This window comes from Halogeometricum borinquense DSM 11551 (assembly GCF_000172995.2).
In the GTDB taxonomy this organism is placed as follows: domain Archaea; phylum Halobacteriota; class Halobacteria; order Halobacteriales; family Haloferacaceae; genus Halogeometricum; species Halogeometricum borinquense.
Genome location: NC_014729.1, coordinates 1,389,745 through 1,414,745 on the forward strand (window position 1 = coordinate 1,389,745; position 25,001 = coordinate 1,414,745).

22 protein-coding genes and 1 pseudogene are annotated in these 25,001 nt (G+C 61.7%); 20 read left to right on the forward strand and 3 right to left on the reverse strand.

From position 1 onward, the window contains the following. Positions 1-207 precede the first annotated feature (207 nt). On the forward strand, positions 208-486 hold the full coding sequence (locus HBOR_RS07120) for a hypothetical protein (protein WP_006054280.1): 279 nt from the start codon (positions 208-210) through the stop codon (positions 484-486). A gap of 137 nt (positions 487-623) precedes the next feature. Here HBOR_RS07120 and HBOR_RS07125 read toward each other — a convergent pair whose 3' ends face one another. Next, entirely contained in the window at positions 624-1,028 is a 405-nt protein-coding gene (locus HBOR_RS07125; RefSeq protein WP_049890453.1) for a MaoC family dehydratase, read from the reverse strand. 91 nt (positions 1,029-1,119) lie between these two features. On the opposite strand from HBOR_RS07125, the gene HBOR_RS07130 reads away from it, so the two are divergent. From HBOR_RS07130 to HBOR_RS07215, 19 genes and pseudogenes are all read left to right on the forward strand, one after another. Beyond that, positions 1,120-1,950 carry an alpha/beta fold hydrolase gene (locus HBOR_RS07130; RefSeq protein WP_006054282.1) on the forward strand — a complete coding sequence of 277 codons (831 nt, stop codon included), beginning with the start codon at positions 1,120-1,122 and terminating at the stop codon, positions 1,948-1,950. After that, the gene (locus HBOR_RS07135; RefSeq protein WP_006054283.1) at positions 1,943-3,649 is read left to right on the forward strand and encodes an AMP-binding protein; all 1,707 of its coding nucleotides are present in this window, start codon (positions 1,943-1,945) and stop codon (positions 3,647-3,649) included. Before HBOR_RS07130 ends, HBOR_RS07135 begins: the two co-directional genes overlap by 8 nt. Positions 3,650-3,809: 160 nt before the next feature. Beyond that, the gene (locus HBOR_RS07140; RefSeq protein ID WP_006054284.1) at positions 3,810-4,514 is read left to right on the forward strand and encodes a helix-turn-helix domain-containing protein; all 705 of its coding nucleotides are present in this window, start codon (positions 3,810-3,812) and stop codon (positions 4,512-4,514) included. A 139-nt stretch (positions 4,515-4,653) separates the two neighbouring features. Then, entirely contained in the window at positions 4,654-6,093 is a 1,440-nt protein-coding gene (locus HBOR_RS07145) for an ABC transporter substrate-binding protein (protein WP_006054285.1), read from the forward strand. Positions 6,094-6,099: 6 nt separating this feature from the next. Beyond that, on the forward strand, positions 6,100-6,966 hold the full coding sequence (locus HBOR_RS07150) for an ABC transporter ATP-binding protein (RefSeq protein WP_006054286.1): 867 nt from the start codon (positions 6,100-6,102) through the stop codon (positions 6,964-6,966). After that, positions 6,963-7,667 carry an ABC transporter ATP-binding protein gene (locus HBOR_RS07155; protein ID WP_006054288.1) on the forward strand — a complete coding sequence of 235 codons (705 nt, stop codon included), beginning with the start codon at positions 6,963-6,965 and terminating at the stop codon, positions 7,665-7,667. The genes HBOR_RS07150 and HBOR_RS07155 overlap by 4 nt, the downstream gene beginning before the upstream one ends. Before the next feature lie 46 nt (positions 7,668-7,713). After that, positions 7,714-8,727: a branched-chain amino acid ABC transporter permease gene (locus HBOR_RS07160; protein ID WP_006054289.1), complete on the forward strand. Its 1,014-nt coding sequence runs from the start codon at positions 7,714-7,716 to the stop codon at positions 8,725-8,727. A 31-nt stretch (positions 8,728-8,758) separates the two neighbouring features. After that, positions 8,759-10,039 carry a branched-chain amino acid ABC transporter permease gene (locus HBOR_RS07165; protein WP_006054290.1) on the forward strand — a complete coding sequence of 427 codons (1,281 nt, stop codon included), beginning with the start codon at positions 8,759-8,761 and terminating at the stop codon, positions 10,037-10,039. 33 nt (positions 10,040-10,072) lie between these two features. After that, complete coding sequence (locus HBOR_RS07170) at positions 10,073-11,107, forward strand: 3-oxoacyl-ACP synthase (RefSeq protein WP_006054291.1); 1,035 nt, start codon at positions 10,073-10,075, stop codon at positions 11,105-11,107. A 105-nt stretch (positions 11,108-11,212) separates the two neighbouring features. Next, complete coding sequence (locus tag HBOR_RS07175; protein WP_006054292.1) at positions 11,213-11,611, forward strand: acyl-CoA thioesterase; 399 nt, start codon at positions 11,213-11,215, stop codon at positions 11,609-11,611. A gap of 78 nt (positions 11,612-11,689) precedes the next feature. After that, the gene (locus HBOR_RS07180) at positions 11,690-12,172 is read left to right on the forward strand and encodes a 6-pyruvoyl trahydropterin synthase family protein (protein ID WP_006054293.1); all 483 of its coding nucleotides are present in this window, start codon (positions 11,690-11,692) and stop codon (positions 12,170-12,172) included. A gap of 1 nt (position 12,173) precedes the next feature. Next, positions 12,174-12,947, forward strand: a complete 774-nt coding sequence (locus tag HBOR_RS07185; RefSeq protein WP_006054295.1) for a 7-carboxy-7-deazaguanine synthase QueE — start codon at positions 12,174-12,176, stop codon at positions 12,945-12,947. Between the two features lie 36 nt (positions 12,948-12,983). After that, complete coding sequence (gene queC, locus HBOR_RS07190; protein ID WP_006054296.1) at positions 12,984-13,694, forward strand: 7-cyano-7-deazaguanine synthase QueC; 711 nt, start codon at positions 12,984-12,986, stop codon at positions 13,692-13,694. Positions 13,695-14,029: 335 nt separating this feature from the next. Beyond that, positions 14,030-14,557: pseudogene (locus HBOR_RS20170) on the forward strand (eCIS core domain-containing protein); the annotation flags it as partial. Positions 14,558-14,600: 43 nt separating this feature from the next. Further along, complete coding sequence (locus HBOR_RS20565; protein WP_394295389.1) at positions 14,601-14,711, forward strand: hypothetical protein; 111 nt, start codon at positions 14,601-14,603, stop codon at positions 14,709-14,711. A 142-nt stretch (positions 14,712-14,853) separates the two neighbouring features. After that, positions 14,854-16,308 carry a phosphomethylpyrimidine synthase ThiC gene (gene thiC, locus HBOR_RS07200; RefSeq protein ID WP_006054298.1) on the forward strand — a complete coding sequence of 485 codons (1,455 nt, stop codon included), beginning with the start codon at positions 14,854-14,856 and terminating at the stop codon, positions 16,306-16,308. An 89-nt stretch (positions 16,309-16,397) separates the two neighbouring features. Next, positions 16,398-17,480, forward strand: a complete 1,083-nt coding sequence (locus tag HBOR_RS07205; protein WP_006054299.1) for a DMT family transporter — start codon at positions 16,398-16,400, stop codon at positions 17,478-17,480. A 26-nt stretch (positions 17,481-17,506) separates the two neighbouring features. After that, the gene (locus tag HBOR_RS07210; RefSeq protein WP_006054300.1) at positions 17,507-19,462 is read left to right on the forward strand and encodes a hybrid sensor histidine kinase/response regulator; all 1,956 of its coding nucleotides are present in this window, start codon (positions 17,507-17,509) and stop codon (positions 19,460-19,462) included. Positions 19,463-19,544: 82 nt separating this feature from the next. Beyond that, entirely contained in the window at positions 19,545-19,766 is a 222-nt protein-coding gene (locus HBOR_RS07215; protein WP_006054301.1) for a hypothetical protein, read from the forward strand. A 42-nt stretch (positions 19,767-19,808) separates the two neighbouring features. On the opposite strand, the gene HBOR_RS07220 is transcribed toward HBOR_RS07215, so the two are convergent. Continuing rightward, positions 19,809-20,288: an SRPBCC family protein gene (locus HBOR_RS07220; protein ID WP_006054302.1), complete on the reverse strand. Its 480-nt coding sequence runs from the start codon at positions 20,286-20,288 to the stop codon at positions 19,809-19,811. Between the two features lie 93 nt (positions 20,289-20,381). Next, positions 20,382-24,911 (reverse strand): glycoside hydrolase family 15 protein, encoded by a 4,530-nt coding sequence (locus tag HBOR_RS07225; protein WP_006054303.1) that lies wholly within the window; start codon positions 24,909-24,911, stop codon positions 20,382-20,384. Between the last annotated feature and the right edge of the window lie 90 nt (positions 24,912-25,001).

The following is a 25,001-nucleotide window of genomic DNA, read 5'->3' on the forward strand; positions in this document are numbered from 1 at the left end:
TCCGAGAGCCTTCGGCTTGTCTCCGCTCCCGTGAGCGGATCGAACGGGAGGCAGCGAGACGTGTGTATCCGTGTGGTATCTCCGTGTTCTCTCGCCCAGTGCAACGACCAAAGCCAACCGGATGACTTCCCGTGTCTATTGTCCTCGTGGGAAGCGAATGTATATGCCATATTACAATTTAATAGAGCGCAGGTCTAGTGCTGTGGTATGAGCGCCAAGACTGCGGTTTCTACGCGTGTCATCGTCCGAAAACCGATGAACGATCACGACACGATGACCGTCGAAGTCGAAGATACCAACGAAACCCGTCACCTTGTTGAGTATGCCGACCCGGAGCTTCGTCAGACGCTCGCGGCGCTTCCGTCCGGGACGACGATTCCGGTCTCACTTTCGCGGGTGGGTGCACGCTCGAACGTCTGGCGAGTAGCGGAACTCCACCACGAACCAATGGCGACCACAAAGCACGCGGCCCAGACCTCGGACTAAGCCTCCCGACTGACTGCCTAGATTCGTTCCGTTCGCTGGCGCGCGTCTTGTTCTGTGCCGCTCCAACGTGGTCCTCTTTTCTCACACTCGAAACCCACATCTCTCGGTCTGTCTGTTTTCGCCGCTGAGTAGTCGCTTCAGTCTGCGTCTTCGTGCGGGACCGACAACACCACCGCTTCACCGCTCAGCACGCTTTTCTCGTCAACGCTCGCCGTCGTCTTGACGCGGATTCGGTCTTTGCCGAGTTCTTCTACCACTTCGACGCGCGCGACGATGTTATCGCCCGGCCGAACCGGATTCTCGAACTCGAAGTCCTGTGAAAGGTAGATGATGTCTCCGGGGAGGTCCGCGAGAGCGGCACTGATGACTGATGCGGCGATCATCCCGTGAGCAATTCGTCCGCCGAACATCGTCTCGGCGGCGTAATCATCATCGAGATGAATTGGGTTGTTATCGCCCGATAAAGAGGCGAACTCGTCGATAGTCGATTTGGTGACGAGAAGTGACGCCTCGACAGCGTCACCCATCGTAGCTACTGCCATATCTGTTACTTCGCATCAGCCAACTTCGGCGCTCCGGTTAACATGTGAAGTACGGTGTTGATGGGGATGGCCCGTGTTATCATAGCCATCAATGATCACGGTAGATAGTGATGGTGTAACTATCGCGTACGAAACCCGCGGTCCAGCTACGCCGGAGCGGAACGCTGAGACGGTCGTCTTCCTTGAAGGACTCGGCTACGGACGTTGGATGTGGCGGTGGCAGGCGGCCGCGTTGAGCAGTCGGTACGAAGTCGTGCTTCTCGACAATCGCGGGACCGGTGACTCCGATGCACCGGACGGTCCCTACTCGATAGCACAGATGGCCGCCGACGTGGACGCAGTTCTCTCAGCCCTCGACGTAGACGAGGCGCACGTCGTCGGCGCGAGCATGGGTGGGATGATAGCGCAACGCTACGCGCTCGACTTCGACCGGACGACCTCGTTATCGCTTCTGTGTACCTCTCACGGCGGTCCAGAGGCGGTGCCGACACCGCCGGAGACGAAACAGCGAATGTTCGACGTGCCCGACGACGCCGACGAACGTGAGGTGATCCGATACAAGATGCGCCCAGCCATGACGGACGCGTTCTTCGAGTCGCGCGACGACCTCATTTCCCGCATCGTGGACTGGCGGCTGGCGTCGGACGCTCCCGAACACGCCCGCACCGCGCAAGCCGAAGCAGTCGCCGCGTTCGACAGCAGCGACGAACTGGCGGCACTCGATATACCGACACTGATTCTCCACGGAACTGAAGATAGGGTTCTCCCGGTCGAAAACGGCCAGTTGCTGGCGGACGAGATTGCTGAGGCGGCCGACGCAGCAGTCGTGTTTGAGGAGTACGACGGCGGCTCACACCTGTTCTTTATCGAACAGGCTGGAGCCGTGAACGACCGTCTTGCGACCTTCTTGAACAATGTCTGAGGGGAACGACGATGGTCTCGGTGCCTTCTTGCCTGTTTCTGACGCCGGGCCGAACCGGTGGGTCGGCGGGTGGTCCGAGCGCCGCGCGCAACTCTCACCGGAGAAAGTCGGCCTCGTAGACGCCACGACGGACCAGTCGTTCACGTACGCCGAGTTGGACGCACGGGCAAACAGAACGGCCCGTCTGCTCCGTCAGTACGGCGTTGAGACGGGCGAACGGGTCGCTGTCATTTCGCGTAACCGCCCGGAACTGGTGGACCTGTTCTTCGCGACCGCGAAGACGGGTGGCGTCCTCGCCCCGCTTTCGCACCGCCTCGCCGCGCCTGAAATCGCTGAACTCCTCACGACGGTGGACCCGAAACTCCTCGTCATCGAGTCGCCGTTCGTTGAACTCGTCGCCGACGCACGAGCAGCGGACGCGTTCGACACTGGTCCGTCGATTCTCGTCCTCTCTGCGGACGACGCGGGCAACGACTCGGACGACCTAAGTGACGCGCCGGCGTTCGCCGCAGTTCCGACGTTCGCTTCGGCCCTCCCGGATGATGCTTCGGACCCCTCGGACGACGCTTCGACCCCCTCGGACAACGCTTCGACCTCCTCGGACGACGCTTCGGACCCCTCGGACGATGCCTCGCCCGCCGAACACACCGACGTATCGATGGACGACCCGCATCTGTTCCTCCACACCGGGGGATCCACGGGCACGCCGAAGGAAACGGTACTCACCCACGAGGGTATTCTCTGGAACTCGTTCAACACCATCACCGCGTGGGGGCTTTGCCCCGAGGACACGACGCCGATGGTGTTCCCGATGTTCCACACCGGCGGGTGGAACGTTATCACCGTTCCGCTGTTCCACCTCGGCGGGACGGTCGTCATCGCCCGCGACTTCGATCCCGCGGCGGTGCTTCGATTGATTCCGAAACACGATGCGAGCGTACTCATCGCCGTTCCCGCCGTTTTGCGGATGATGTGCGCGCACGACGACTGGACCGAAACCGATCTCTCGACACTCCGATTCGTGAAATCGGGTGGCGGTCCCTGCCGCGAGTCCGTGATGCAGGCGTGGTGGGATCGTGATATCGACCTTTCGCAGGGCTACGGTCTCACCGAATGCGGCCCGAACAACTTCGCCATGCCCGATGGATGGCCGCACGAGAAGGCCGACTCGGTAGGCGTCCCGGCGATGCACGTCGATGCGCGCGTCGTTGACGACGATGGCAACGAACTACAGGGCGAGGTCGGCGAACTGGAACTCTCCGGTCCACACGCCGCCCGCAAGTACTGGAATGCGCCCGAAGAGACGCGTGAGACGTTCGATGACGGATGGGTCTCTACGGGTGACCTCGCCCGCGTGGACGATGACGGCTACGTCCACATCGAAGGTCGGAAGAAGAATATGTTCGTCAGCGGTGGCGAGAACGTGTATCCGCCCGAAGTCGAGGATGCTGTCACCGCTCATCCGAAGGTGGAAGACGCGGTCGTCATCGGTATCCCCGACGAACGGTGGGGCCAGGTCGGTCGCGCCGTCGTGCAGGGCGACGACTCTGTGACGGTCGAAGAACTCTCCGCGTTCCTCGACGACCGACTCGCGCGGTTCAAACAGCCGAAATCGGTCGTCTTCGTCGATGAGATGCCTATGTCTGGACCGTCGAAGATAGACCGGCAAGCGCTGAAAGATCGGTTCGGTGGTGGATAGTGGATGGTATTATAAAAATACAAATAAATTCACAACACACTGGAAATGGGATATATCCTGCTCAAACCGTTGAAACGGGATACCTTCCCCCATTTATGTCAAAAGATAGCTAACAGTTAAGTTGCTTCTCAGCCTTCATTTGTCCGAGTCACCACGAACGATGATCGACCTCACGGTGGATGTAGAGCAGTACGACTGTCCGTTTGTCGCCGCCACCGACGATCATCCCGTTGCGTTCTCGGCGGTACACTGGGAGTACGATACCGCCGCCGACCGTACCGAGACGCGGATGGTCGTAGAGGCCGCAGACCGGGAAAGTCTCGACGCCGGGTTGTCCGTCCTTCGCGGTCACGAGGGAACGGCCGATTATCAGCTTCTCTCGCGCCGAAACGACGTTGCGCACATTCGAACCGTCATCGGACAAACCGACGCGATGCGGATCATCCGTGAGGAGGACGGATTCATCACCGGCCCGTCGTTCATCGAGGACGGAAGCGAACTGTGGCGTATCGGCTTCGACGACAGAGAGACAGAGGAGGAAGTCCTCTCACGTCTCGACCGCAACCACGAATTTGACGTGGTGAAGCGAAACGCGCCCGACCTCCCCGAACTCACCGACTTCGTGCAGAACGTCGGCGCGGCGATGACGCTCATCGAAGGCTGTCGTGACCTCTCGGACGTAGAGCGGAAAACGTTGGAATCGGCCATTGACGGCGGCTACTTTCAGAGTCCCCGTTCGGCTACACTTGGTTCGCTGGCCGACGAGTTCGACGTCTCGAAACCCGCCGTGTCGAAGAATCTCCGCCGCGGCCAACGGAAGATGATCGAACGTGTCGTCAACGCGCTGGACGAGTTAGAGGGCTGAGTGTCTGTTTCGAACGTCCTCTATGCCTCTCTCGGCGCATCTGGTGTGGTTCCCACTCCGATGAACTCTCTGGTATATGTTCAATGTTCACATGTTAACCTAGTGTCCTTTGCAACTCCTTAATAGATATTTAGGAGGAATGAGCACTGATGACCGAATCTCACGGCGGAGCGTTCTCTCGACGCTCGGGGCGGCGGGCGTGACGGGTTTTGCGGGCTGTGCCGGTGGCGATAACGGTGGTACTGACCAGACAACGACCGGTACAGACGGCGAAACGATGGCAGGTGAGGGCGACGCGACAGGAACCACGACCGGGTCCGCGGGCGGCGCGTCCGGAACGGTCAAGCTCGGCGTCATTCAGCCGATGTCAACTGACCTGAAGTACTACGGCATGCAGGCGCTCTGGGGCTTTTTCTCCGGCATGGCGTACAAAGGAGACACCGATCCGGTGACAGGAATCGAGTCGGGCGAGTACACCGTCTCCGTCGGCGGTGTGGACTACGAGTTGTACGTCCGAGACACGAAGTTCTCCGCTGATACGGCGCAGACGTTGGCGACGGACCTCGTGCAGAGCGAAGATGTGGACATGCTCGTCGGTTGTGCGTCGTCGGGTGCCGCCTCCCGCGTCATCACCACGGTCGCAAAGCAAGCGAACGTGCCGTACATGGTCGGCCCCGCCGCCTCGGCAGATATCACAGGGAATTCGAAGACGTGCGGTGACATGATATTCCGTGCCGCAGAGAACACTGCGATGGATGCCCGCTCCGGCGGGAAGTACGTCGCACAGGAGACGGACGTACAGCAGGTGTATCTGTTCGGTGCGGACTACTCGTTCGGGCGCGCGGTCGTCAACAACTACGAGTCGGTATTGAAGGCCAACAACGTCGAAATCGTCGGTAAGAAGTTCGTCCAACAGGGCTACTCCGAGTGGAAGGGCTTGTTGGACAAAGCGTCCGAGGCGGGCGCGCAGGGTATCGTCGGCGGGTTCACCGTCTCCACGCTCCCGGCACTGTTCACAACGTACCTCAACGGCGACTACAACTACCGCGTCTTCGGCGGATTCGCCACCGAAATCACGACTTCGGTGGTCGGTCAGACCCTCCAGAAAGTGTTCGGCAAGCCCTTGACGGAGCAGAAACTTCAGGGGAAACAGTTCGGACCGTTCACGACCCGCTATCACTGGAATCAGTACGATAACGACATCAACAGCGCGTTCGTGGACATGTACTCGAAGGCGTACGGGCGGGTTCCGGACCTGTTCACGTCGGGGATGTTCACCGCCGCCTCGGCTATCGTGCAGGCAGTCGAGGAGTCGGGGTCCACCGAGGGCGCGGACATCGCGTCGTCTTTGCGCGGCATGACCGTCGCGGAGACGCCGAAAGGGACCGATGGCTACGCGTTCCAGAAGTACAACAATCAGGCTCGCTCGGCGATGACCGTCGCGGACCCCGTTCCGATCACCGACGAGTGGAAAGACCAGTGGGGCGCGGCTATCATGCCGTCAGACCCCGTTGCCCGCATCGACGCGTCCGAGACGACGATTCCCTCGGACGCCGAGGAGATGGGCTGTTCCCTCTAATCGAGGATGCTCCGAACGACTGGTCTGACGAAGACGTTCGGCGGCCTCACCGCCGTCGATGGTGTCGATTTCGAACTCGGCGGAGACGAACTCTGCTCGCTCATCGGCCCGAACGGCGCGGGGAAGACGACGTTTTTCAACCTGCTGACGGGTGCGCTCACCGCCACTGCGGGAACTATCGAGTTCCGTCGGGGGTCAGAGAGCAGTCGCGAAGACGGCGGAAGCGACACCGACGGCGCGTGGCAAGATATCACGACGGCGGCCCCGCACGAGACGGCGGCGATGGGAATCCACCGATCCTACCAGATCACGAACGTCTTCCCGACGAGTACGGTGTTCGAGAACGTTCGAATCGCCGCGCAGGCAAACGGCGACGACGCGACGACGTTCTGGCGAAACGCCAACCATTACGACGAGTACGAGACGGAGGCACGAGCGATTCTGGAACGTGTCGGCCTCACCGAGCACGCGAGCGTTCCCGCGTCATCGCTCAGCCACGGCGAAAAAAGACAGTTGGAGGTTGGCATTGCCCTCGCGGGCGACCCCGACGTACTTCTGTTGGACGAACCGAATGCGGGCGTCTCCTCGGAGAGCGTCGGCGATATCATCGACCTCATCGAGGACGTAGCGACGGACCACGCCGTCCTGCTGGTCGAACACAACATGGATATCGTGATGAACGTCTCCGACCGTGTCGTCGTCCTCAACCAAGGGAAACTCATCGCGGATGGGTCGCCCGCTGACGTGCGGGATAACGAGGCGGTCCAACGCGCCTATCTCGGCGGTTACGAGTCCGGAACGCGACACAGTAGCGAGTCTGACGGCGCCGATGCACCGGATGAAGAGTCAGCATCTGCGGAGGGATCAGTGTGACCGACACGCTCCTCGAAGTCGAGGATGTCCACGCCTACTACGGCGACAGCCACGTCCTCGAAGGCGTCACGCTCGACGTGAACGAGGGCGAAGTCGTCGCCCTCGTCGGGCGGAACGGCGTCGGCAAAACGACCACGCTCCGCTCGATTATGCAACTCACGCCGCCGCGAAAGGGAAGCGTCCGCTACCGCGGAACGGAACTCGCCGGGTTACGGACGCACGAGGTCGCAGACAGGGGTCTCGGGTGGATTCCCGAGGACCGGCGGATGTTCTCGCAACTGACGGTTGAGGAGAATATCCGCGTGGCCGTCCCCGACGCCGAAAACGTCTCCGCGGGTCTCGAACGTGCGTTCGAGACGTTCTCCGACTTGCGCGACCACCGCAAGCAGAAGGCTGGATCGCTCTCGGGCGGCCAACAGCAGATGCTCGCCATCGCTCGCGGTCTCGTCGGGGAAAACGACCTGCTGCTCGTTGACGAACCCTCGGAAGGACTCGCACCGCTCATCGTGGAGGCGGTGGCCGACGCGCTCACGGCGGCCGCAGCAGAGACCACGCTCCTTCTCGTCGAACAGAATCTCCCGCTGGCGCTCGACCTCGCGGACCGTTTCTACGTCCTCGACCACGGCACCGTGGTCGATTCGGGCGAGACGGCGAACGTCTCGGCGGACGACGAACGACTCAGACGGTACCTCTCGGCATGACCACTGAACGCACGCTCAGCACAGCACACACGTACGTATCATACCCATGAACGCACTACTCACCGCACCGCTGTTTCTGGACGCGCTCGGCGATTTCCTCACGCTGGAGACGCTCTCGTCGGTCCTCGTCAATGGACTGTCGAAAGCGGCGCTCTACGTGATGCTCGCAAGCGGCCTCACGCTCATCTTCGGCCTGATGGGCGTCCTCAACTTCGCGCACGGGTCGCTGACCATGATCGGCGCGTATCTCGGCGGCCTCGTCATGGTCGTCCTCGCCGGTTCTGCGGCGGGGCCGGGGACGCGCTTTTTGGCCTTCTTCGCCGCTGTCGCCGTCGCGTTCGCGGCGCTGTCGGCGCTCGGGGCCGTTCTCGAAGTCGGCCTGATACGGACGCTATACGACCGTCCCCCGCTGTACCAGATTCTACTCACGTTCGGTCTGACGCTGATGCTGGACGAACTGGCCCGCATCGTCGTCTCGTTCTACGGCCTTCAGCCAATCTCGGACTGGCAGGCCGCCTTCGCCACGAAACCGCAGATACTCGTCCAGCAGGTTGATCTCGGCATCATCTCGGTGTCGGGACTCGCTCTGTTCGAGATTCTGTTCGGAGTCCTCACTGTCGTCGCCATCTGGGCGTTTCTGACGCAGACGCGCTACGGGCTGTACATCCGCGCTGGCTCCGAGGATGCGGAGATGATCGAAGCACTCGGCGTGGACGTGCGGCGCGTCTTCACGTTTGTCTTCGCTATCGGCGTCGGTATCGCGGGCGTCGCGGGTGTTCTCCTCGCATGGGATCCGAGTTGGGGTGCGAGCGTCCCCCTTGCCGCCGAGACGCTGCTCCCGGCGTTTGTCGTCGTCATCGTCGGCGGTCTGGGAACGTTCCGCGGCACCGTCGTCGCCGGAACCATCGTCGGTCTCGTGGACGCGACCATGACGTGGTGGTTCCAGAACGCCATCGCGTTCACCGGCCTGCCGCAGTTGACTATCTTTCTCATCCTCGTCGTGGTGTTGATTCTGAAACCGCAGGGTTTGTTCGGCGTCGAGGAGGTGGGGGGCCATTAGCGTCAGTTTCGGTCTCCGCGACGGCGAGGACGTGGCGTGGCCCGTCCAGTACCTCCGCGATCACGCCGTCCACCTTGCTGTTATCGCCTTCTTCGCGGCGTATCCGGGCGTCTACGCCGTCCTAACGAACTCTCCGGTCGGACAGGAGATGGCGTATCTCCTCCCGCGCGTGGAGACGATGATTGCTGTCTTCTATTTCGGCCTGTTCGCCATGTCGTTCGATTTCATCTCGGGCTACACCGGCTATCTCTCCTTCGGCCATGCGGCGTTCTACGGTGCAGGGGCTTATCTGGTCGTCCTCGCCTCGAACGGGAAGATACCGTTCGTCCCGGTAGATACGCCGTTCGTCGCGCTGCTCGTTCTCGGTGGATTCGTCGCCCTCGCCCTCGCTGTCATCATCGGCGTGGTGTCGTTCCGCCTCACGGGTGTCTACTTCGCCATGATCACTCTCGGCTTCTCGCAGGTACTCTACGTCTTCATCCGTGATTGGGACTACGTGGGTTCGAATCCGCGTGACGGTATTGCCGTTCTCGAACGCACCGCGCCGTTCAATATCGGCGTTCCCGGCGTGGACGCGCTCAACTTGGCCATCGGCCAACTCGCCGGCGAATCCGTCGAGGGCTTCCTCGGCTTTCTCACCTTTTCGCCCGCTGAGGTGTCCTACTACATGGTCGGACTGGTCGTCGCCGGCTGCTACTTCGCGCTCCAGCGCATCGTCCACTCGCCGTTCGGTCGCGTCCTCATCGCCATCCGCGAGAACGAGGAACGCGCTCGTGCCGTCGGCTACGACACGTTCCGCTACAAACTCGGCGCGTTCGCTCTGAGCGCGTTCTTTGCTGGCGTCGCGGGCGGCCTATTCGCGGGCTTCCGTCGGTCGGTCACACCCGAGAACAGTTTCTACTTCCTCGTCGCCGGCGACGCGCTACTAGCCGCTATTATCGGCGGATTCGGCACTATCGCCGGTCCGCTCTTCGGCCGCCTGTTCGACGAGACCATCAGAGAGTTCCTGTCGAAGGGCGGTGAAGGCGGTGGACTCCTCCCGTTCATCGACGACACCCTCGGCGAGGCGACCCTCTCGACTGTCCTCTACGACGGCCTGACTGTCAATCGGGCAATCGATACGTTCCTGAACGGCCACGCGGCCCTGTATCTGGGAATCGTGTTCGTCCTGTTCGTCCTCTACGTGCCGAACGGACTGCTCGGAACGCTTCGTGACAGACTCGGCGGCACGGTTGCGGATAGACTTCCCGCCCGCGCCGTTCACCTTGTTCGCGCTCGAACTGTCGATCAATCCACGAGCGACGACGACTGACCACCATACGGACCCGCATTACACCTATCACAGATGCACGACGTACATCTCACCGGCTTCGGGACGTACGTTCCCGACGAAACCGTTACCGGCGAACAGATTGCAGACCGAAGCGGCATCCCCGAGACTGTCGTCGTCGAGAAGATGGGAATCCGCGAGAAACACGTCTGTCTCCCCGACGATGACCACGTCTCGGATATGAGCGTCGCCGCCGCCGAGGAGGCGATTGCGGACGCCGGTTGCTCGCCCGGCGATCTCGATTTAGTTCTCTATCACGGCAGCGAGTACAAAGACTACGTCGTCTGGAACGCGGCCGCAGACGTCGCAGAACGCATTGGGGCGGACAACGCATACGCACACGAATCGTACACGCTCTGTGCAGGCGCGCCCGTCGCCATCCGCCACACAGCGGCGCAACTCCGTACTGGTGACATCGATACCGCCCTTCTGCTCGGTGCGAGTCGGGAGGAAGACCTCGTAGACTACGACAACGACCGGTCGTCGTTCATGTTCAACTTTGGCTCCGGCGCGTCCGCGATGGTGCTTGAATCAACCGCTATCGAAGGTGTCGAAGAGCGCTCATGCGCTCGCGTACTGAAGAGTGCCGCCGTCACGGACGGTCGTTTCGCCCTTGATGTGATTCTGCCTGCTGGAGGGTCGAAACATCCGCCAAGCGATGAAACCGTCAGCGAGGGACTGCACACCCTCGACGTCCCGAATCACGAGTCGATGAAGGAACGCCTCGCGGCGGTGAGTCTCCCGAACTTCCTTACTGTCGCCGACGACGCCCTCGAAGCGTCAGGATACGACCGCACAGACCTTGATTTCGTCGCGTTGACCCACATGAAACGGTCGTTCCACGAACACCTCATCGACGAGTTGGGCGTCGGATCCGCGGGGAGTTACTACCTCGATGCGTTCGGTCACGCCCAGAGCGCAGACCAGATTCTCGCCATCGACGCCGCTCTCGATGCGGGCGATGGCCCGACCGACGGCGACGTGGTTCTGTTCCTTGCCGCCGGAACGGGGTACACGTGGGCCGCAACGGTACTCGAATGGCGTGCGTGACGACACGCAAATGCAACTGCATCGAGTGGCGTTCGTGACACCAACACGACACCATACGCTGCCGCAATCGGCGGTGTTTAACGCCCGGCGGACCATGCCTCAAACGTGACAGAGTTCGCATACGAATCTAAACTTGATGTTCGTTTCCGCGACCTCGATCCGGTGGGGCACGTGAACAACGCCGTTTACGCGACCTACTGCGAACAGGCGCGAATCGACTACTTCCAGGACGCACTGAAAGTCGAGGGTTCCGACGTGAACACGGTTCTTGCGAACGTCGAGATAAACTACCGAAAACCGATAGAAGGTCTCGGCGAACTCACTATTGCCCTTGGCGTTAGTGAGGTCGGAAACACGTCATTCGAGATGGAATACGAACTCTCCTTCGAGGACGAAGTCGTCGCCACCGCCTCCTCCGTCCAGGTCGTCATCGATCCCGAGACGAAGGAACCAGCACCCATTCCGAATGAGTGGCGCGAGCGAATCGAGAACTTCGATATCTGACCCCTCTCTTTTCTGCTGTCTTCCACTCGTTTTCCGCCAAACCCGCGGATTTTTCACCTTGACGGATAATCTCCCAGTATGCCCGAGAACGCCCTGGAGTCCGAACAGAGTCACAACGGTTCGGCCGGTGACTCCTCGCTCGCCGCGCGGGCGGGCGAACGCGTCCTCCGAATCGGGGCCGACCGCCCCATCCGAATCAGTGCCGGACACCGCCTCATGCACCACGATGGAAAGTGCAGTCGGCCGCACGGCCACAACTACGAAATCTCCGTCGAAGTAACCGGCCAACTCACCGACGAAGGATGGATCGTGGACAAAGGCGAGGTGACCACTGTCATAGACGAGTGGGACCACCGATTCCTCGTGGAGACGGGTGATCCCCTCGTCTCGGCGTTCGAAGCCAGCGGCGACGCCGACTCGCTGGTCGTTCTCGACGCGCCGCCGACGGCCGAGGTGATGGCCGTTCTTCTCGAAGACAAACTTCGGGCCCGACTCCCCGATTCGGTTTCGGATGTCGCCGTCGAGGTGCGCGAGACGGGCGAACTCTGCGCGAGTTACTAGTATGCCCGTCACCTCACACGTCGAACGGCCCGACGACACGCCCGACGGTCCGGCGTTGCCGATCAACGAACTGTTCGCCTCCTTGCAGGGTGAGGGGAAACTCGTCGGCGTTCCGAGTACGTTCGTTCGGACCAGCGGCTGTAACCTCCGGTGTTGGTTCTGCGACTCCTATCATACCTCGTGGGAGCCAACGCACGCGTGGATGGGCGTCGATGAAATTGTGAGTGCGGTCACCGCACGCGATCCGGACCACGTCGTTCTCACGGGCGGCGAACCGTTGATTCACGACGAGACCGCACCGCTTCTCGAACGCCTCGCAGAGCACGGCTACCACGTCACCGTCGAGACGAACGGGACGCTCGTTCCCGACGCGCCTATCGACCTGGCGTCGATCAGTCCGAAGCTTTCAACGTCCACGCCGACCCCGGAGAACGCGCCCGACGGCGTGGATGTCGGCGAGTGGGAAGCACGACACGAGGAGTCCCGAATCAATCTCGACAGCCTCGCCACGCTGGTCGAACGGCACGAGTTTCAGTTGAAGTTCGTCGTCACCGGTCCCGAGGATATGCCCGAGATCGAGAATCTCGTCGCGGACCTGCGCGGCGTCGCTGACGCCGAGATTCACGATGACGACGTGCTTCTCATGCCCGAAGGACAGACCCGCGAGAAGTTGGCGGCGACCCGGAACGTCGTTGCCGACCTCGCACTCGAATACGGCTATCGCTACACTCCGCGTCTCCACGTTGATTTGTGGAACGACGCACCCGAGACGTAATTGATCTGAACAACACAGACCATGAGCAATACAGATATGACCGATTCCGACGACCGACAGACCGCCGTCGTCCTCCTCTCCGGTGGCATGGACAGTGCGACGACCGCCTACGAGGCGAAAGCCCGCGGCTACGACCTCTACTGCCTGCACACCTCGTACGGCCAGAAGACCGAGACCAAAGAGTACGACTGCGCGACGCAACTCGCCGAGGAACTCGACGCCGAGGAGTTCCTCCACATCGAGACGGATCACCTCTCGGATATCGGCGCATCCAGCCTCACGGACGACGAAATCGACGTGGAAGATGCCGATATGGACGCCGAGGAGATTCCGACCTCGTACGTCCCGTTCCGAAACGCCAATCTCCTCTCGATGGCCGTTTCCTTCGCCGAGGCGAACGACTGCGACGCCGTGTTCGTCGGCGCGCATTCGGAGGACTACGCGGGCTACCCCGACTGCCGACCCGAGTTCTTCGAGGCGTTCGAGGCGATGGTCGATACCGGGACGAAACCCGAGACGAACATCGACATCGAAGTCCCGTTCGTCACTGACTCGAAGACGGACATCGCTCAGCGGGGCCGCGAACTCGACGTTCCGTTCGAGCACACGTGGTCTTGCTACCGCGCCGAGGAACCCGCCTGCGGAACCTGCGACTCCTGCGCGTACCGCTTGCAGGCGTTCCGGAACGTCGGCATGCGCGACCCGATTCCGTACGCGGAGCGTCCCGAGTACGCCGAGTCCGAGTAGGGTACGCCGAGTCCGAGTAGGGTACGCCGAGTCAGACTGTGTAAACTGCCGTTCTGACGCCGGCTATCGGCGGGTTCAGCCGAGTGAACACGTTGATCTTTCGTTCTGAGACATCACCCACGAGAGCGATAGCTTCGGCAGTGGATTCGGGGTCAACGACCCGATGAGCGTGGTGCCCGTCCGAAACTTGTCCTGAGCCGGGGAATAGGAAATGATCTCCAGTTATCTGACCTCCGAAACGATTAGCAAACACGTGCTCCTTCGACCGCCTCTACACATCGCCGCAATCAAGGAGCGAGCAATTGTGTTGGATGGCTATCAAGTTCGCGGTACGAATGGGATTTCGGTCTGCGAACGAGCGGACGACTCCGAGCAAAGAGTCCTCGTCTGTCCCGTCTATTCAAGAGCTGACGGGAGGCTCGAATCGAAATCGGAGTCGTGGTGGCGGTGGTTCGCTAACGCCCCAAGAGTGTGAATCACGCTTCGGGGTAGAGATCTACATGGACGGGCTGGAGACGAAGATTCAGCGACTAGCCAAGAAACACGGCGCAGACCAAGTCCGAGAATGGGCCGACGAAGGCATGACCGTCGATACCATGGGCAAACCCCGAGACATGCGCGCGTTCCGCCAGCGTCAGAAAGAACGGCCCGCGGAAGTGCCGAAGGACATCGAGCGCCGGAACGCTAAATCCGTCCAGCGCAGTCGTGGCGCGCATCATGAACCGTCAAAGGCTGGCGACACACAGGTCCCGGATTCAGTACGAGACGTGATCTCCTCGCCCGGCCAGCAACTCGACACGAGCATCCAGCGCGCGATGGAAGACCGAATGGGTGACAATTTAGGACGAACACGGGAATCAACCGCTTTGGACAGCAGTTCAAAGTGGAGATTACGAGATGACTTCGTTGCTCGTGGAACATGGCGCAGACCCAGATCATGAAAACAAAGTTGGCAGAAGTCCCCTCTCAATTGCTGAAGAAGCAGATGCGCATAAATTCATAGAAATATTAAAATAGGGGATCTTGTCCGAGTAGTTTGAGTCAAGCGTAGAAAATGAAATTTCACTTGTCGAATACTGAGATGGTTCTGTGATCTTTATCTGAACACTGTTCGGACGGTCGGCAACGCTTATTATTCGGTAGTATCACTAGGTAGTCGATGACGACGCAGTTCCAACACGCGAGAGACGGCGAGACGACAGACGCGATGCGGCGAGTCGCAGAACGTGAGAACGTCTCCCCGGAGTTCGTCCGCGAGGAGGTGGCGGCCGGGCACGCGGTCATTCCGGCGAACCACAATCACGCGTCGCTTGACCCGATGATTATCGGTGAAGCGTTCTCGACAAAAGTGAACGCGAACATCGGGAACAGCGAGGAGACGAGTTCGCGCGAGGAGGAACTGAAAAAACTCCACATGGCGATTCACCACGGTGCGGACACGGTGATGGACCTCTCGACGGGGCAGAATCTCGACGATGTCCGCGAGGCCAACGTCCGCTACTCGCCCGTTCCGGTCGGAACCGTCCCCATCTACGAGGCGGTCAAGCAGGTCGATGATCCGGACGATATCACGCACGAACTCCTCCTCGACGTGATTCGTAAGCAGGCCGAACAGGGCGTTGACTACATGACTATCCACGCGGGCGTCCTGATGGAACACCTGCCGCTCACGGACGGCCGGAAGACGGGAATCGTCTCACGCGGCGGATCGATTCTCGCAAAGTGGATGGAAGAAAACGCGATGCAGAACCCGCTGTACGTCCACTTCGAGGAGATCTGTGAGGTGTTCGCGGAGTACGACGTGACGTTCAGCCTCGGTGACGGCCTCCGACCGGGATGTATCGCTGATGCCGGCGACGAAGCGCAGTACGCCGAGTTGGAGACGCTCGGCGAACTTGTTGGCATCGCCCGCGACCACGGCGTGCAGGCGATGGTCGAAGGACCGGGACACGTTCCTCTCGACATGGTCGCAGAACAGGTCGAACGCGAACGCGAAGTCTGCGACGGCGCGCCGTTCTACCTCCTCGGTCCTCTCGTGACCGACATCGCGCCGGGCTACGACCACATCACCAGCGCAATCGGTGCGACGGAGGCCGCACGCGCGGGCGCGGCGATGCTCTGCTACGTCACGCCGAAAGAACACCTTGGTCTTCCAGACGCCGAGGACGTGCGTGACGGTCTCGCGGCCTATCGCATCGCGGCGCACGCGGGCGACGTGGCCGCAGGTCTGCCCGGCGCACGCGACTGGGACGACGCTCTCTCAGAAGCGCGGTACGCGTTCGACTGGCGGCGACAGTTCGACCTAGCCTTAGACCCGGAACGCGCACAGGATTATCACGACCAGACGCTCCCCGGAGACAACTACAAAGAAGCACGCTTCTGCTCGATGTGCGGCGTGGAGTTCTGTTCGATGCGTATCGACCAAGACGCCAGAGACGCCGACGGCGAGATGGAACACATCGAGGACGAGACCGACCTCGACGACTCCTCGGCCGCCGAGGTGAATCTCCCGCCCGTCGGAACGCACGACACCTCTCGCGTGCCCGAACTGCCCGACTTCCTCCGCGAGATTCACGACGCCGACGCACGGTCTGGAGCGAGCGCCGACGACTAAACGCGGTCTGCGGCGACATCACTTGCGCCGTGCGGCGTCCGATCCGCCGCCTCCGAAATTGGTAAGGTCTCGCACACGGAGCATGCGGTGTGTCGCGCGACCCTCCCGTCTCGCCGTTCGTTGGCCTCGTCGTCGCCGTTCTCGCGGTCAGCGCGAGCGCGATTCTCGTCCGGTACAGCGAGGCTCCGAGTCTCGTGAAGGCGCTTTACCGGGTGGTGTTTACGGTGAGTCTCCTCGCGCCCGTCGCGTTCGCGCGTTCCCGCGAGGAACTCCGCGAGTTGCCGCGTCGAGACCTCCTTTGGGCCGGCGTTGCGGGCGTCGCGCTCGCCGTTCACTTCGCCTCGTGGTTCGAGAGTTTAGCGTGGACCAGCGTCGCTGCCAGCGTCACCCTCGTACAGGCGCAACCGCTGTTCGTCGCCATCGGCGCGTGGGCGCTCCTCGACGAACGTATCACGCGCGGCGTCGCTGTCGGCATCGCTGTCGCGCTTTTTGGGATGGCGACGATGACACTCGGTGATCTGTTCATCCCCGATATCGCACGCGCACTCGCCGTCCTGCCGGGACTGGAGAGTCTCGCGACGCTGTCCACCGCGGGGAGTGCGGAGACGACACTGGCAGGCGAGGCACCGCTCTACGGTGACGCGCTCGCGCTCGTCGGTGCGGTGACGGCCGCCGCCTACGTCCTCGCGGGCCGGTCGCTCCGCCAACGCATCTCGCTGATTCCCTACGTGACGGTCGTTTACACCGTCTGCGCGCTCGTTCTCCTCGGATTCACTCTCGCCCGCGGCCACCCGCTGTTCGACTACGCGGCCCGCGAGTGGGTACTGTTCGTCGCTATGGCCGTCGGTCCCGGCGTGTTCGGGCACACAGTGCTCAACTGGGCACTGGGCTACGTCGAGTCCAGCGTCGTCTCGGTATCCCTTCTCGGTGAGCCGATTGGGAGTACTGCTCTCGCCCTCATTCTCTTATCTGAGATCCCCACACCGATGACGATTTTCGGTGGGGCTGTCGTCTTAATCGGCATCTATCTGACTACCGTCCGAAAACAGGCGGATGAAGCTGTTGAAACGAGACAAATGCTCCTAGTCAGACGTTTGACTGACGCCCGTCTGCCAAGCCGTCTCCCGATACTCATTCTAGTATCAAAATTGATATTCCAGTCACAACGCTGATAACCCGTTGGGACGGTTGGCGAGATATGCCGTCGCTCCGGAAGGGCATCTCTGTGCTTTACGTCGACGATGAGCCGGAGCTTTCCTCACTTGTTGCGACATATCTCGAACGAGAGGCGGCCGACGTACATCTCTCGGTCGAGACGGCGACGAATCCCAGTGACGCACTGGGCCTCTTGAGCGATGCTCAGGACGACTTCGACTGTATCGTCAGCGACTACGAGATGCCCGAGATGAACGGTCTTGAACTGCTCCGCGCCGTGCGTGCGACGCGACCGAATCTGCCGTTCATCCTCTATACGGGCAAAGGCTCCGAGGAGGTCGCGCGCGACGCATTTCGCGTCGGTGCGACCGACTATATGCAGAAGACCACCGGGACCGACCAGTACGCGGTGTTGGCCAACCGTGTCGTCAACGCCGTTTCGAGAAACCGAGCCGAGGAAGCAACCGAACGGTACGATAGCGTGTTTGAAGCGCTCGAAACCGCCGTCTACGTGGTCGATGAGTCCGGCCAGTTCGTCTCGGTTGACGACGTGTTCGTCGAGTTGATCGGATACGACCGCGAGACGATTCTCGGCAATCACGTCTCCAGTCTCTCCCCGGACGACGAACAGAAGATACGAGACGAACTCGATCGGCTGTTCGCAAAGGACGGTGTAGAGACCACCCGGTTCGAGACAGACGTGTGTACCGCCTCCAAAGAGCGCATCCACTGCATCGCCACCATGTCGTTCAAGTCGTTCGAAGGCGGCGCACAGCGCGTTGTCGGGACGCTCCACGGCGTGACCGAACAACGAGGGCAACAGGAACGGGACCAGTATCTCGCCCGGCTCAAAGACGCCGTCCTCGATACGTCCACGACGCTAATGAGCGCAGAGGTGGACGAAATCGGCACGAAGATTCACTGGACGCTCCAGAGCCTCGGCGAATTCGCCGACGTCGATGGTGCGGCCGTCTACTCGTACGATTCGGACGTTGACGCGCTCCAGAAGACGCACGAGTGGACGATTGACGACCAGTTTCCGTTACCGAGTACTGTCAGAGGTGACGACTGGACGTGGTTCCTCGAACGTCTCCGTTGTTTCGAGAACGTCCGTGCCACCGACGCGAGTACGCTCTCGCCGTCGGAACCCGAGCCGTTGTGCCTCCCTGAGAATGGGAGCTTTCTCGCACTCCCGATGGTTTCGAACTGGTCGCTCGTCGGTGCTGTGACACTCATGTCCACCACTTCGCGCCAGTGGTCCGATAAGGAGGTTTCGCTGTTCGGAACGGCGGCCGACATGCTCTCGTACACGCTTGAACGACAACAGCGAGAACGCCAGCTTCGACAGCAGAACGAGCGGTTAGAGGAGTTCGCAAGTGTGGTGAGCCACGATCTGCGGAACCCGATGAACGTCGTAGATGGCTTCATGGAACTCGCTCGTGACACGGGCGACGTATCGCATCTCGACCGCGCGATGGACGCACTCGACCGGATGGACGCGCTCGTCAATGACGTTCTCGAACTCGCTCGGCAAGGCCGAACTGTTGGCGAGACATCACCGGTTGACCTTACTGGCGTCGTCAGGCGCGCGTGGTCTGCCGTCGAGACGGGCGAGGCGACGCTCGAACTGGACGACGACCTCGCGACCGTCTCGGCGGATGCGAGCCGACTGACGCAGGTCTTCGAGAACCTCGTCCGCAACGCCGTCGAACACGGTGGCGACGATGTCACCATCTCGGTCGGCCCGCTTCCCCAGACCCCCGGCTTCTACGTCGAAGATGACGGGCCGGGTATCCCGGAAGCGGACCGTTCGGCGGTCTTCGAACAGGGACACACTACCTCCGAAGATGGCTCTGGGTTCGGCCTCTCTATCGTGGAGGGAATCGTCGAAGCTCACGGGTGGACTATCGGTGTCACGGAGGGTTCCGATGGCGGTGCACGGTTCGAAATCATCACCGCACCGCACACGCAGACGTTCAGCCAGCCGCATGCGAACTGAGCAGACGTTACCGGCGTGTTTCTCGTGAGATGATACGCTTCCAATGAATTCTTATTGTGAGCCAGGAATCACGAATACGAGTATGGCCTATGCCCTCCACACGCTGAAGGTTGTCTCCGGTGCAGTTCTCACGCTCCCGATGTATCTCGCGGCAGACTCACATATCCAGTTTGACGGTCTGGTTCTCTTCGGAGGGCTGTTTTTACTCGGCTTGTTCTGCATGGTACACGGGCTGTTCACCGGTATCGCGGCCGCGGTTAGGGCAGGAACCACACCAGCCGCAGAGACACGATCAGCTGATTGATATTCTCCAATAACTCCGTCAGTGGACCGCTATTGCACCAGTTCACTCAAGCAACGCTTTCGTCTTCGCGTGTCGCTGTCGAAACATCGGTTCGAGACCGATGATGCCGAGCGGTGATACTGCCCGCCCGACTCCGCCGCCCGGAAACTCGTACTCCACGTGGTCTTCCATAAGCGTCTTCTCGCCGTCAGCGTAGAAGCGGTGGGTGTGAACCCACTTCTTGAACGGTCCGCCGATCATCTCGTCACGGAACATCGCCGTGTAATCGTCTAACTCGCGGGCGACGATGTGTGAGGTCCATCGCTGTGCCGGACCGACGTCGAACGGTCGCATCGACATTCGTATTTTCGACCCCGCGTCCAACGTCTCTGGGTCGAGTGTCCCGTCTGGCCCGCGGACGGAGACGATATCGAGGCCCATCCAGTCGGGTGTCAGCGCCTCCAATCCGGACTCGTCCGAGTGAAATTCCCAGATCGTAGATAGCGGTGCGCCGATTCGGGTACAGCGCGTGTACGTAGCCATGCTCCGACTAACGGACGACGCGAAGAAAAGTCCGCGGGCGGTCGGTTCGAAGGCCTGCCCGTCGGGACCGACTGTCTTTCTGCGCCGCCCGGTTCAGAGCGTGAACCGGGTGACGTTCGTCCCGGCGGCGGTCAGGTCGGCATCTGTCGCCGCGGCCACGGTCACTTGGTTCTCGCCGTGTTCGATTCCGAGAACGGCCTCGAACGTCCCACCTTCGGGTTCGACCATCGTCGTCTCACTCGGCGTCTTCACCGCGATGACGGCGGCGTTCGTCTGGCCGTTGACGATGAGGTTGTCGCCCATAAAGCGCGTACTCACCTGCAGTTTCGGTCGGTCCGGCCGGTCTGAGTCAACGTAGCGTTCGCGGACGAATGCAGGCGTTTCGACGGGGTCGCCCGCATCAACGCCGTGTGCAAGGCGGACGAACTGCGCCATCGACCACGCCAGCGGTGTCGCCGCTCCAGTTCCCTCGCCGAACTCCCAGTTATACGCCGTGCTGTGTTCGCGGTCCCACACCTGCTCTGCGAGCATCCGACCGGAGTTTGCGAATCCGGCCATCGTTTCGAGGAGGTTTTCGGGGGCGAGTGGGCCTTCCTCGGTGCCGTTCAGTAGTTCGAACTCGCCGCGTTCGCCGGTGAAGATGGGCCAGAGACGACCCTTGCCCTTCGATTCGATGGACCACGGTGCGCCCTCTTCGTCGCGTTCGCGTTCGCCGTAGCCGTCGCCGTTGTAGCGGTAGAACGCCGGTCCGTACGGCGTATCGACGCGGATTGTACTGTCCACCTCGGTGACGGAGTTCTGGATCACTTCGTCGTCGGCGGGCTTGATACCGAGTCTGACGAGTTCGAGGAAACCCCCATCGATGATCTCACGCTCGTCTAACGTCGGCCCGTTGTTCGCCAGCGTCCGGAGATGTCCGGCGTCCGGGTCGCCACCACGGGTGATGCGGACGTAGTAGGGAACGGTGTCGTGTCGCTCCGTCCCCGTTCGTGTCGCCGTCCACGACTCCACGTTGTCCGTCCAGTCGTCAGCGAGTGCCAGCCAGATGAGGGCGTCGGCGTCGTGCCCCTCATCGATAGCTATCGCGGCGGCGGAGGCCAGCCCTGCGATTTCGGCGGCGATGGAGGAGGGCGAGTAGCCCGCTTCCTCCTCCCAGCGTTCTTGGGCCGTCGGTGGCCCGTTGCGAGCCACGTAGTCCGCAGAGCGCTTGACGTTCACGTAGTCGTAGCCAACGTCGTCGAACGTGACGCCTCGCTCGGCGAGCATGTACGCCATGACGGCGGGGAACGAGATGTTGTCCATCTGCTCGCCGCCCCAGCGGGTTCGTCCGTTGAGGTAGGTGTTCTGTGGGATGAAGCCGCGTCTGTCCTGCTGGTACTCGTAGATGTATTCGAGAGCGTCGGCGGCGGTCTCCACGTCGCCGACGGCCTCGAACACCGTGAACACCTGATACAGGTCGCGCGACCAGACGAAGTTGTAACCGTATCCTTTCGGTTCGTCGGAGGTGACCGCCTCACCCCACGGCACCGACGGCGAGGCGATTCCCGCGCCGAGGAACGTCTTATCTTCGACGGCGCGCAGTGCCATCAGGCAGGCGCGGTACTGGTTCGCTAGCGTTTCATCGTCCGCCACCGATGCCGGGAGTTCCTTGTCTGCGAGGAACTCCGCCCACGAGTCGGCGTAACTCGTCCGGACCGTCTCGTATCCGCGTGTCAACGCGCCCGCGGCCTCACCGAGCGCGGCCGCGGTGTCTGCGTGTTCTGCAAAGCCGAGCGCAATCGTCTCTCCGAGATTCGTCCCGCTTCCGATGCGGCCGACCAGAACGACGTTCTCGTTGTCCACGCTTTCCTGTGCGTTCGGTAGCTCTCCTTCGGAGAACAGTTCCGAGAGGTGGTCAGATCCGGCGACGCCGACCGTTCCCCAGTCGAACCGCCCGGCAGCGGTCATGGCGATGGCGACGCTGTATTCGTTGCCCTCCCGGTCGATGAGGAGCGGTCGGGTTTTCCCCTGTTGATCGTACGGCCCGGCGTCGCGGGCGACGAGGTGGTAACTCCCCATCTGGCCGAGACGCAACCCGCGGTCCTCTCCGCCCGTGTTCACGAGGGCGGTGTCGGCGACGGCGAACAGATCGTACTCGTTGTCGTCCGTGGCTTCGAACGAAATGTCCGCCAGCAACGCGTCGTGTTCCGGATCCGTCGCGTACTCGACAGTGAGCGTCCACTCGTGGCCGCGTCCGTCACCGGACTCTGTGATGACGTGTCTGAACAGGAGTGCGTCGTCTTCGGCCATTTCCGCGCGGCGCTCGATGGTGTCGGCGGCGTCGTCGCGGCGCGTCTCGTTGTGCGTCCGTGCCGTGTACGACGACTCGGGGTCGGCGTCAACGACCAGCATATCCAGCGTCCGCAGGTTCATCAGGTCAACCCGCGGGAAGCGAACTTCGGTCAATGAGCCCTCAGTGAGCGTGAACCAGACGCGCGAGGGGTCGTCTTCAGTGTGATCTGCGACGGTTCCGACGCCGTACTTTTCGCCGGTGGTCCATCGCGGACGGCTTTCCGGCCCCGACGGCGCGGGTTTCGGTGCAGGAAGCGCGTCGTACTCCGAGAGGAGGGACGTGGCGTGGAGGCGCATCGCGTGGGACCATCCGAGCGGTGCAGCGCTGTCCGTCGTTCCGTCGTCGAACACCTGTTCGCTCAGATACCCACCAGCGGTGGTGAACGGGCCGTTGGGTCGGAGCAGGTCGTACAGTTCAGTCGCTCGTTCGAGGAACAGATCCGCTTTCTTCTGTCGGCCGTACTCGTCTAAGAGGACAGCGAACGTCGCGGCGGCGTTCGCACCCCACGCCGTCGAGAGCGACCAGACCTTTTCGCCGCTCTGTTCGGCGCTTCGCCAGTGATCGTCCTCGAACCGAACGAGGCCGGACACCGAATCCGTCTGGCGGTAGAGATCCGACAGCGCCGTCTCCATGTGTGATTCCAACTGGTCGAGTTCCGTCTCGGGAAGGCCCTCGAGTTCGTCGTAGGCGACGAACGCATCGACGAGCGAGAACGTAGCCGAGTCGAGACGTGAGTCCAGCGTGTCGCCTTGCAACCGAAGCGCGTAGACCTCGTACTCGTCGTCCCACAACTGGTCGATACCCTCGAACACCGTCGTCGCTTGCGCTGCGGCGTGGTCGGCTACATCGTCGGAAACCGGCGCTTGCGCGACGGTCGCGTACGCCTGTAGGAACGTCGCGGCGGTATGCGTAAACCGGCCGATCATATTCTCCCACGCGTTCTGGCACCGCTCCGGAAGTCCGTCGTCTTCGAGCGTCTCGTCCAGACACTCGATGCCGCGTTCGATGGCGTCTCGAACGTCTCCGACAAGTTCCGGATCCAACTCGGTCCGACGTTCCAGAATGCGTGCGAGGAACGTGACCACGCTTGCCGTCTGATCGGCTTGGTACTCGGGCTTTGACGAGTTTTCGACGCGGGCGTGCGCCCATCCGGGAGCGAGCGAGCCATCGACGGCCCACGCGCGGTGGGGCCACGATCCGTCGTCTAACTGGCTCTCACAGAAGAATCGTGCGCTCGTCGCCAGTCGGTCAGTGAGTTCGAGATCCAACCGGTCGTCGGAGGCGAGTAGATACCGCGACACCTCGGCCTCGTCACGGAACCACGTGTAGCCGTAGCCGCCGGAGTGGGTGTAGAAGGGGTCGAACTCCGGCCCGGCGATGTGTGCGCCCGTCGGTGCGGTCAGAAGCGAGAGTGCGCGAAGGTCCGAGCGAACGAGGTCCTGTCGGGGGACGTGTTCTGGGACGTACACCTCGGCGCGTTCGCGCGCCGCCGCCCGGATGCTGTCGGCGGAGGCATGTTCGAGTGCGCAGTGTGTGAGGTCTGACAGCGCCTCCTCGCGGGTGAGCGTCCCATGGTCGGACAACTGCGTAACGAGCGTCGTCCGCGCGGCGCGGCCATCGGGTTCGAGCGGGGCCGAGACGACGATATCGCCGCTCAGATGCGTGTCTTCGTAGCGGTCGAGAACCGCCTCGCGCGGGAACTCGAACGCATCTTCCGAGAGTATCTCGTCGAAGCGCTCGGGAATCTGCCCTCGAACGTCGTCGAGACCGGTCGAAGCCGTGACGTAATCGTGTTCGTTTCGGTGGAACACTTCGACGGCTTGTGTTCCGTTCGGACCGCCGTTTTCGTGGATGAGACGGCCGACACGCGTCTCGCGTCCTTCCGGCGCAAGCGTCAGAAACGCCGTCAGGTGCGCGCCAGTCGGAATCGCACCGCGGAGTTCGACGTGAGTGACGTGCGCCCGTCCGAGCGTGAGGTCGTACTGGTGGACGGTGTACTCGCCCGCGTCGTACTCCGTCTCTACGAGGCTCGTTTCGCGGTAGTAGTGCTGCCGAACCGTATCGAGCGTGTCAAACCACCGTATCTCCCCGTTCGCCTCGATGGCGAATCGGGACCGGTCGATACCGTACAGCCCCGAGAGTGCAGACGAGTGGTCGCGGAGTGACCCGGTCGGCCCGACGTAAACCAACCGGTCCCCGTGACCGGAGAACGCGCCGTCTCCTGTCGGAGATTCCTCCGGAAAGCGCCCGTTGTCGCGCTTATATTCGTTCAGCGCGGTCCGTAATCTCATATACCAACCGGATGTGCGTCTGGAGCATAAGTATTGGCTGGCTTTGCCTAATTTTGTATACATTTCACTCGTCGTGAATCGGCTCCGAGG